Here is an 8,418-nt window from a genome sequence, read left to right on the forward strand (position 1 = left end):
CCGATCAGACACATACACGAGGATCTCGCGCAGTTTCGAACGCAACTGCGTCTCTACGGTGTCTACTTGGCGGGTCCGAGCCCAACAGGGCGTACCTGAACCCGCCTTCTCCCGAGGTCCTCACCCATGATCGAGATACCCGAGCTGGCCGTCGGCGGTCTGGCCGCCGGGACACTGTCGGCCTTCGTCCTCGGCGGCGGCCTGCTGCGCTCCCGGCGTGAGCGCGCCCGGCACCAGGACGAGATACGGTCGCTGCGCTCCGAACTCGACGCCACCCGGGGCGAACTCGACCGCGCGGCGGCGGCGTTCGCGGCCGAGGTCGAGCACCTGGCCCTGAAGCGGATGCCCGCCGAGGCGACCCGCAGCACCCATCCGCACGTCCGGGTGCCCGGTCCGCTCGGCCCCGCGGGCGCCGGGACGGACGCCGTGCTCGACGCCCTGCGCCAGGCCGTCGCCCAGGAACGCAAGCGGGTCGACGCGGCCGCGAGAGCCGGCATGCGCGGCACGACCCGGGAGATCCAGGCGGCCCTGTACCGGCTCCAGGACGTGCTGCGCGGTCTCCAGCAGCGCTACGACGACCCCGAGCTGGCGCAGACCCTCTACGCCCTCGACCACGAGAACGAGCAGTCCCTGCGCCGGGCGCAGGTGGCGGCCGTCGTCTGCGGCGCCTGGGTCGGGCTGGCCCGCGAGGAGTCGCATCTCGTCGACGCCGTCACCGGCGGCCAGGCGCGTCTGGTGGGCTACCACCGGGTGCAGGTCCTGCACCATCTGGAACCGGGGACCGCGCTCGTCTCGCACGCCGTCGAGCCCGTCGCGATCATCGTCGCCGAGCTCCTCGACAACGCGCTGCGCCACTCCTCGCCGGACACGTCGGTCGTCGTCGGCCTCGAACGCGCCCACCACGGGGTCACCGTGACCGTCGACGACGCGGGCGTCGGCATGGCCCCGGACGAGCGGGAGTCCGCCCAGCGCATGGTGGCGGGCAGCGAGCCGATCCTGCTGTCCGACCTCGGCGACCCGCCGCGCATGGGGCTGGCCGCGATCGGGCAGCTCACCCGGCAGTTCGACCTGTCCGTGGACCTCTCCAGCCCTTCGCCCTACGGCGGCGTGCGCGCGGTGCTGCTGATCAAGAACCACCTCCTGTGCACCATCGACCCGACCGTCCTGCCGCCGTCCGCCGGCGCCGCCCCCTCGACCCGGCAGACCGCCGGGCACGAGCCGCGGCCCGACCGGGCGCAGCCCGACGAGCCGGTGCGGCAGCACCCGGCGGCGGCCCACGAGCCCGCGGCCGCACCGGCCCCCGCCGCGGCGCCGGGCGTCCCGCCCGCGCCGGGCGTCCCGCCCGCCGACGGCGACCTGCTTCCGCAGCGGCGCCGCCACGCGCCCCTCCAGGGTGCGCAGACAGCCCGCCGGGCGCCGGCTCCGCGCATCCCCGCCCGCTCGCCCGAGGAGTCCGCCGCGGCCCTCGGAGCCCTGCAGTCCGCCACCAACGCGGCCCGCCAGGCCGCCGCCACCGAAGGGAACGACCCCCGATGAACAGCCGCGACACCGGTGACTCGGCCTGGGTGCTCGATCCGATCCTGGAGATCCCGCACGTGCGGGCCGCCGTACTCCTCACCAGGGACGGGCTCGTGTCCGGATTCACCGCGGCGCTCGCCCAGGACTCCGCCGAGCGCGTCGCCGCGATCACGTCCACGGTCCAGGGCGCCTGCCGCACCGCCGCCGCCGCCTTCGCGGACGCCCCCGTCGCCCAGCTGCGCCAGGTCGTGATCGAGTCCGACCTCGGCTACATCCTGGTCGCCCCCACGGAGCACGGCACCTGTGTCGCCGCCTTCGGCGACCCGGAGGTGCGTCTGGACCTCCTCGGGCACCGCGTCCACTCGCAGGTCGCGCGACTGGGCGAGAAGGCGATGGCCGCCGCGCCCCGGGCGGCCGACGGCGGCTCCCTCGCATGACCGGCCGCCGGAACGGCCGGCCGCTGGTCCCGGCCTACCTCTCCACCGGAGGGGTGGCCCGGCCCAGCCGCAACAGTCTGGAGCGCCTGTCCGTGCTGACCGGCACGGGCGGGCCCGCGCCCGCGGGACTGCCCGCGGCCCAGCACGCCCTGCTGAACCTGCTGGACGGCGGTTCCCTGACGCTGATGGAGTGCGCCGCCCTGCTCCGGCTTCCGGTCTCGGCCGTACGCGTGCTCGCCGCCGCCCTGACCGACCAGGGACTGGTGAGCGCCCGCCCGCCCGTTCCGGTCGCCGCCCTGCCCGACCGTGACCTGTTGGAGAGAGTGGCCGATGGCCTCCGCGCCCTCAAGCTATGACCGGACGGCCGGCGCGCCGGCCGACGCCGCGTCGCTGCACCTGCCCGACACCGCCCGTGAACTGGTGAAGATCCTCGTGACCGGCCCGTTCGGGGTCGGCAAGACGACCCTGATCGACGCGGTGTCGGAGATCCGCCCGCTGCACACCGAGGAACACCTCACCGAGGCGTCCGCCTCCGTCGACGACCTCGCGGGCGTCCGCGACAAGACGACCACCACCGTGGCCATCGACTTCGGCCGGGTCTCGCTCGGCGACTCCGTGGTGCTGTACCTGTTCGGCACGCCGGGGCAGGAACGGTTCCGCCCGCTGTGGGACGACATCGCGTACGGGGCGCTCGGCGCGCTCGTCCTCGTCGACACCCGCCGCATCGCCGAGTCCTTCGACGTCCTCGGGCTCGTCGAGGAGTCGGGGGTGCCGTTCGCCGTCGCCCTCAACATGTTCCCCGACTCGCCCCGTTACACCGACGAGCAGGTGCGCCGGTCCCTCGACCTGGCGCCGGACACCCCGCTCGTCACCGTCGACGCGCGGAGCACCAACGCGTCCGTCGACGCGCTTCTCGCTCTCGTCCAGCACGTCATCGACCGCATGGCCACGGAGGAACGGTGAACGCCTACCCCGCCCACTCCGACGCCTTCACGCTGGCCGCACCGGTCCGGCTGTGGGAGGAGGGGTTCGCCGCCGACCCGTACGCGTACTACGCGACCCTGCGCGCCCAGGGTCCCGTCGGGTGGGCCGAACTCGCCCCCGGCGTCTCGGCGTACATCGTCACGGACCGCCGTGCCGCGCTCGACCTGCTGCACGACACCGAGTCGTTCTCGGTGGACCCGCGGCCCTGGGAGAAGACCGTCGCCGCGGACGCGCCGATCCTCGGCATGATGCGCTGGCGCGCCAACGCGCTGTTCGCGGACGGCGACGCGCACATCCGCTACCGGCGCACGCTGCTGGACGCCTTCGACCTCGTCGAGCCGCACGACCTGCGCGAGCGGGTGCACCGGGCGGTCGACACCCTGGTGTCCCGGTTCGGGCCCGACGGCGAGGCCGACCTCGTCACCCAGTTCGCCCGCCCGATGATGGCGATGGTGTTCAACAGCCTCTTCGGGCTGCCGGACAGCGAATCGGGCAGGCTGGACGCGGCACTCGGCCAGATGATGGAGGGCGGTGCCCGGGCCGCCGACGGCGAGGTCGAGTACGGCAAGTACGTGATGGAGCTCATCGGCGCCAAGATGGCCGAGCGCGGGGACGACCTGACGAGCCGGCTGCTGGACCATCCGCTGGAGCTGACGCCCGAGGAGGTCACCTGGCAGGTGTTCCTCACGCTCGGCGCCGGCCACGAGCCCTCCGCCAACCTGATCTCCAACGCGCTCTCGCGCATCCTCGGCAACGCCGCGTACTACTCCACCCTCACCTCGGGCGCGCGTCCCGTGATGGACGCGGTCCTGGAGGTGCTGCGCTACGAGACCCCGCTCGCCAACTACGGCGCGCACTTCGCGCGCCGGTCGATGAGCTTCCACGGGATGTGGCTCCAGGCCGCCGTCCCGATCGTGATCTCGTTCGGCGCGATGGGGTACTTCGCGGAGAAGGACTTCGCCGACGCGCACCACCCGCACGACGCCTCGCACATGTCGTGGGGCGCCGGCCCGCACGCCTGCCCGGTGAAGCAGCCCGCCGTGCTGATCGCCACCGAGGCCGTCGAGCGCCTCACCCAGTGGCTGCCCGACCTCGACCCGGTGCTCCCCCGCGAACGCCTCTCCTGGCGGCCGGGTCCGTTCCACCGGTCGCTGAACGCCTTGCCCGTCCGTTTCACGCCGCGTACGCCCGACCGCACGCCGGCGCCTTCGCCCGATCAGGCAGGAGACCGCGCATGACCGTGTCCACCCGTGTGGCCATCGACCCGTTCGGGGCCGACATCATCGCCGAGAGCGCCCGCCTGCGCTCCCTGGGCCCGGTCGTCCCGGTCGAGCTGCCGGGCGGCATACCCGCCTGGGCCCCGACCGGTTACGACACGCTCCGGAAGCTGATCCTGGACCCGCAGATCTCCAAGGACCCGCGCAAGCACTGGTCCTTGTTCGACGCCGTCGCGGACCATCCCGACTGGGCGTGGATCCTCGGCTGGGTCGGTGTGCGGAACATGCTGTCCAGCTACGGCGAGGACCACACCCGGCTGCGCCGGCTGGTCGCCCCCAGCTTCACCGCCCGGCGCACCGAGGCGATGCGCGCACGGGTGGAGGCGATCACCGCGGAGCTGCTGGAGGACGTGGACGCGGCCGGCGCCGGCGGCGGCGCCGTGGACGTGAAGGCGCTGCTGGCCTACGCGCTGCCGATGCGGATGATCTGCGAGCTGTTCGGCGTGCCCGACCATCTGACCGACGCGACGGGCCGGCTCATCGCCGCCGTCATGGACACCACGGACCCGAGCCCCGAGCACGGCGCCTTCGTGCAGGAGCAGATCGTCACGGTCCTCGGCGGGCTGATCGCCTACAAGGTCGAGCACCCCGGCGACGACATGACCAGTGAGCTGGTCAGGGTCCGCGACGGGGGCGGGGACCGGCTGAGCGACGAGGAGCTGCTGTACACGCTGCTGCTCGTCATCGGCGCCGGCTTCGAGACGACGGTCAACCTCATCGGCAACGCCGTCGTCGCGCTGCTCCAGCACCCCGGGCAGCTCGCCGCGGTGCGCGCGGGCACGCTCTCCTGGGACCAGGTCGTGGACGAGGTGCTGCGTCTGCAGCCGTCGATCGCCTCGCTGCCGCTGCGGTTCGCCGTCACGGACGTCACGGTGGACGGCGTCACGATCCCGGCGGGCGACGCGGTCCTCACCACCTACGCGGCGGCGGGCACCGACCCCACGCACTACGGGGAGACGGCCGCGGCGTTCGACGCGACCCGGGCCGCGGACGACCACATGGCGTTCGGTGTCGGTGTGCACCGCTGCATCGGCGCGCCCCTGGCGCGGGCGGAGGCCGTCACGGCACTCTCGGCCCTCTTCGGCCGCTACCCGGACCTGGCTCTCGCGGCGAAGCCCGACGAGCTGAAGCAGGTGCCGTCGTTCATCGCGTACGGCTGGCAGGAGATCCCGGTGCTGCTGCGCGGCTGACCGCCCGCCCCGGGACTCCGGGGCGGGCGGCGCGGGCCCGGCCGCAGGGCCGGGCTCCGCGTCCGCCCGACGCCGTGTCAGAAGCGGCTGGCGCGGGTGACCTCGCACTTGGTGTACTCGGAGCCGTCGCCGGAACCGATGTACGGGGTGGTGAGTTCGGCGCTCGCGCTGGCGCCGCCCGCGACGGCGATCCCGCTCTTCATCGCGGTCGCCGGGGTGGCCGTGCCGCCCGCGCCGCCGGTGAACTTCATCGTGACGCTGTAGTCGTAGTCCATCGCGTCGCTGTTGTTCACGGTGATCCGGGCGACGAGGTTCTTGGTCGCCGGGTCGTACTTGCACTCGTCGATGGTCACGTCGCGGGCGGCCTTGTCGGCGCCCGAGCCACCGGGCAGGGAGCCGCCGGACGAACCGCCGGAGGTGCTGTCGCTGTCGTTGTGGCTGCCGCCGGAACTGCTGGAACTGCTGGAGCTGCTGCTGTTGTTGTCGCAGCCGCCGCCGCCCGAGCCACGGGCACCGGTCAGGGCGACGAGCGCCACACCGAAGACAGCGATCGCGCGGACATGACGAATCTTCACGTTTCAACCCCCGTTGAAAGTGGTAGGTACAAGGGCTCGCTTGACGAGCGCACGTCACCCTAGCAGCGCTCGGTCACCACTCGTCCCGCTTGCCCGGCGCGGGCAGCGTCGGCGGCCCATCGGGCCCGTGGCCGTCGCCGTAGGCGCCCTCGTCACCACGACGCCCCCGACCGCCGTGCGGTTGCACCCCGTCGTCGGGCCGCAGGCCGTAGGGGTTCTGCCGGTACGGCACCGGGCCGGTGGCGTCGGGGCCGTAGGGCCCCCAGTCGTCCGGCTCCGCGGTGTGCGTCTCCCGCGGCTCGTACCCCCGCGAACGTGGCCGGCCGCTCATCACCACGGCGGCGATCAGCAGCAGCACCCCGCCGCCCGCGGCCATGGCCACGCCGTCACCGAGCCCCCGGCCGTCGCCGCTGACGGTGAGACTTCCCGCAGCCTGGCCCTGGCGGACCATCCACAGCACCGTGAAGCCCAGCACGATCAGCCCCGCGAGGGCGACCAGCAGCCGGGAGCGCAGCACGACACCGAGCAGCGCGATCAGCGCGCCGAAGGCGAGCGGGAGCAGCACCGAGGCCACGATGGCGGCGTCGGCGCCGGTGATGCCGCCGAAGAGGTCCTGGACGCGGTAGTAGCGCCCGGGACGGCCGTCGTACCAGGCGCGGAAGGGGCTCCATACGGCGGCCGTCGCTCCTGCGAGGGCGAGGACGGAACCGATGACGTTGCGGACCATCGCCCGCCTCCTCGGTCGAGTCAGCCGGTGCCGGGCGGGACCCGCTCGCGGTTCTCCGGGCTCTCGTTCCCGACGCTACGCCCGCCCCGGCTGCTCCGCCATGCGGGTGACGGGCCCGCCCCGGCCGCGGGTCAGCGGGACCCGCGGCCCGTCGCGGTGCCCTTGACCGCGTCGAGGGCGTAGACGCAGCGGTCCTTGCTGCACGCGTACACGACGCCGTTGCGCACGACCGGCGACCCCGTGATCTCGCCGCCGGTGGCGAGCTTCCAGCGGAGCTGGCCGCCGCTCGCGTCGAGGGTGTACAGCACATGGTCGGCGGACCCGAAGTGGACACGGCCGTCGGCGACGACGGGCGCTCCCACGACCTCCCCGCCGGCCGCGAAGCGCCACATGGGCGTACCGGTGACGGCGTCGAGGGTGTACAGCGCGCTGCCGCTGCCGACGTGGACGTTGCCGCCGGCGACCAGCACGGGCTCGATCGACTGGCGGGACTCGGTGGCGATCCGCCAGCGGTCCTTGCCGGTGGTGGCGTCGACGGCGTACACCGTGCCGAGGTAGTCGGCGAGGTACACGCCGCCGCCGGTGACCGCCGGGCCCGGTGCGAAGGCCGGCGGGGACAGGAACACCGCGGGCGCCTCGAAGTGCCAGCGCACCCGGCCGGAGGCGATGTCGAAGGCGACGACCCGGGTGCCCGCCGACACGTACACGTAGCCGTCGGGCGCCGGGGTGACGCGTACGGGCACGTTGCCGCAGGAGGCCGAGTCGCCGATCGGGTACGACCAGCGCTCGATCCCGGTCCTGGCCTCCAGGGCGCGCAGCCGGGCGTCCTTCCACACGTAGACGGTGTCGCCGAAGATCGCCGGACCGGCCTCCGCGGTCTCGAAGTCGGTCTGCGCCCCGGTCACCTCCCACAGCTTCTCGCCGTTGGACGCCTCCCACGCCTGGACCCCGCCGCCGCGGGTGCCGGTGAGCACCGTGCCGCGGTCGGCCTTCAGCGAGTACACCCAGGCGTCGGTCCCCAGCCGCCAGCGCTCGGCCCCGGTCAGGGCGTCCAGCGCGTAGAGCGTCGGCCCGTCGGAGCCGTGGATGCGGCCGTCGGCGACGGCCATGGACCAAGCGACGTCACGGGTCTTGAACTGGCGCCGGCCGGTGCCGACGTCGAGCGCGTGGACCTCGAAGGAGGTGACGTAGAGCAGATCGCCCTCGACCGCCGGGGTGCCCCAGACGTCGTTGGACATACGGAACCGCCAGGGCCGCCAGTGGGCGGGAGCGGGCTCCTGCTGCGGCACGGGCGTGGGTGCGGGGGCCGTGCCGGTTCCCGCGTCGGGGGCGCTCACCCCGGCGGGCGGACGGATCCAGCCGGTCGCCGGCCCGGCGTCGGGGACGCGCCCGGTGCCGGCCACCCGGGGGCCGGGGCCGATCGAGACGCCGGCTCCGGCGAGGCGGACCGGGCCGCCGTCGGCCACGGACGGCGGGGCGTGACCGCCCCGGGGGTCGCCGGTGGCCCACGAGGGACGGCCGTCCGGGGCGGGCCTGGTGCACCGGGACCTCAAGCCGTCCAACGTGCTGGTGGTCGAGGACGGCCCCCGGGTGATCGACTTCGGCATCGCGTCGGGTGTCTCCAACACCCGGCTGACGATGACCAACGTCGCCGTCGGCACCCCCGCCTACATGTCCCCCGAGCAGGCGCGCGACTCGCGCAGCGTCACC

Annotated in this window: 8 protein-coding genes and 2 pseudogenes; 7 read left to right on the forward strand and 3 right to left on the reverse strand. The window is 74.0% G+C overall.

Going from position 1 to position 8,418, the window contains the following annotated elements:
• Nucleotides 1-126 precede the first annotated feature (126 nt).
• The 6 genes from EAO77_RS05170 to EAO77_RS05195 are packed head-to-tail and all read left to right on the forward strand — an operon-like array spanning nt 127 to nt 5,406.
• Nucleotides 127-1,536, forward strand: coding sequence for an ATP-binding protein (locus EAO77_RS05170; RefSeq protein ID WP_147986916.1), 1,410 nt, complete (start codon nt 127-129; stop codon nt 1,534-1,536).
• The gene (locus tag EAO77_RS05175; RefSeq protein WP_147986917.1) at nt 1,533-1,955 is read left to right on the forward strand and encodes a roadblock/LC7 domain-containing protein; all 423 of its coding nucleotides are present in this window, start codon (nt 1,533-1,535) and stop codon (nt 1,953-1,955) included. The genes EAO77_RS05170 and EAO77_RS05175 overlap by 4 nt, the downstream gene beginning before the upstream one ends.
• Complete coding sequence (locus EAO77_RS05180; protein WP_147986918.1) at nt 1,952-2,311, forward strand: DUF742 domain-containing protein; 360 nt, start codon at nt 1,952-1,954, stop codon at nt 2,309-2,311. The genes EAO77_RS05175 and EAO77_RS05180 overlap by 4 nt, the downstream gene beginning before the upstream one ends.
• A complete protein-coding gene (locus EAO77_RS05185; protein ID WP_147986919.1) occupies nt 2,286-2,918 on the forward strand; it encodes a GTP-binding protein in 633 nt (210 codons plus the stop codon). Before EAO77_RS05180 ends, EAO77_RS05185 begins: the two co-directional genes overlap by 26 nt.
• Nucleotides 2,915-4,177 carry a cytochrome P450 gene (locus tag EAO77_RS05190; RefSeq protein ID WP_147986920.1) on the forward strand — a complete coding sequence of 421 codons (1,263 nt, stop codon included), beginning with the start codon at nt 2,915-2,917 and terminating at the stop codon, nt 4,175-4,177. Before EAO77_RS05185 ends, EAO77_RS05190 begins: the two co-directional genes overlap by 4 nt.
• Nucleotides 4,174-5,406, forward strand: a complete 1,233-nt coding sequence (locus EAO77_RS05195; protein WP_147986921.1) for a cytochrome P450 family protein — start codon at nt 4,174-4,176, stop codon at nt 5,404-5,406. Before EAO77_RS05190 ends, EAO77_RS05195 begins: the two co-directional genes overlap by 4 nt.
• 77 nt (nt 5,407-5,483) lie before the next feature.
• Here the strand turns inward: EAO77_RS05195 and EAO77_RS05200 are convergent, their stop codons facing one another.
• The 3 genes and pseudogenes from EAO77_RS05200 to EAO77_RS05210 all read right to left on the reverse strand — a co-directional run.
• Nucleotides 5,484-5,981: a hypothetical protein gene (locus EAO77_RS05200; protein ID WP_147986922.1), complete on the reverse strand. Its 498-nt coding sequence runs from the start codon at nt 5,979-5,981 to the stop codon at nt 5,484-5,486.
• Nucleotides 5,982-6,054: 73 nt separating this feature from the next.
• Nucleotides 6,055-6,708 (reverse strand): DUF4199 domain-containing protein, encoded by a 654-nt coding sequence (locus tag EAO77_RS05205; protein ID WP_147986923.1) that lies wholly within the window; start codon nt 6,706-6,708, stop codon nt 6,055-6,057.
• Between the two features lie 131 nt (nt 6,709-6,839).
• A pseudogene (locus EAO77_RS05210) lies at nt 6,840-8,192 on the reverse strand (PQQ-binding-like beta-propeller repeat protein); the annotation flags it as partial.
• 40 nt (nt 8,193-8,232) lie between these two features.
• On the opposite strand from EAO77_RS05210, the pseudogene EAO77_RS05215 reads away from it, so the two are divergent.
• A pseudogene (locus EAO77_RS05215) lies at nt 8,233-8,418 on the forward strand (protein kinase domain-containing protein); the annotation flags it as partial.

This window comes from Streptomyces sp. T39, assembly GCF_008042045.1.
Classification (GTDB): domain Bacteria; phylum Actinomycetota; class Actinomycetes; order Streptomycetales; family Streptomycetaceae; genus Streptomyces.

What these genes read in the sequence shown, in the direction of transcription:
- EAO77_RS05175 (WP_147986917.1), top strand. Translation starts at nt 1,533, where the DNA reads ATGAACAGCCGCGACACCGGTGACTCGGCCTGGGTGCTCGATCCGATC.
- EAO77_RS05185 (WP_147986919.1), top strand. Translation starts at nt 2,286, where the DNA reads ATGGCCTCCGCGCCCTCAAGCTATGACCGGACGGCCGGCGCGCCGGCC.
- EAO77_RS05195 (WP_147986921.1), top strand. Translation starts at nt 4,174, where the DNA reads ATGACCGTGTCCACCCGTGTGGCCATCGACCCGTTCGGGGCCGACATC.
- EAO77_RS05180 (WP_147986918.1), top strand. Translation starts at nt 1,952, where the DNA reads ATGACCGGCCGCCGGAACGGCCGGCCGCTGGTCCCGGCCTACCTCTCC.
- EAO77_RS05170 (WP_147986916.1), top strand. Translation starts at nt 127, where the DNA reads ATGATCGAGATACCCGAGCTGGCCGTCGGCGGTCTGGCCGCCGGGACA.
- EAO77_RS05205 (WP_147986923.1), bottom strand. Translation starts at nt 6,708, where the DNA reads ATGGTCCGCAACGTCATCGGTTCCGTCCTCGCCCTCGCAGGAGCGACG.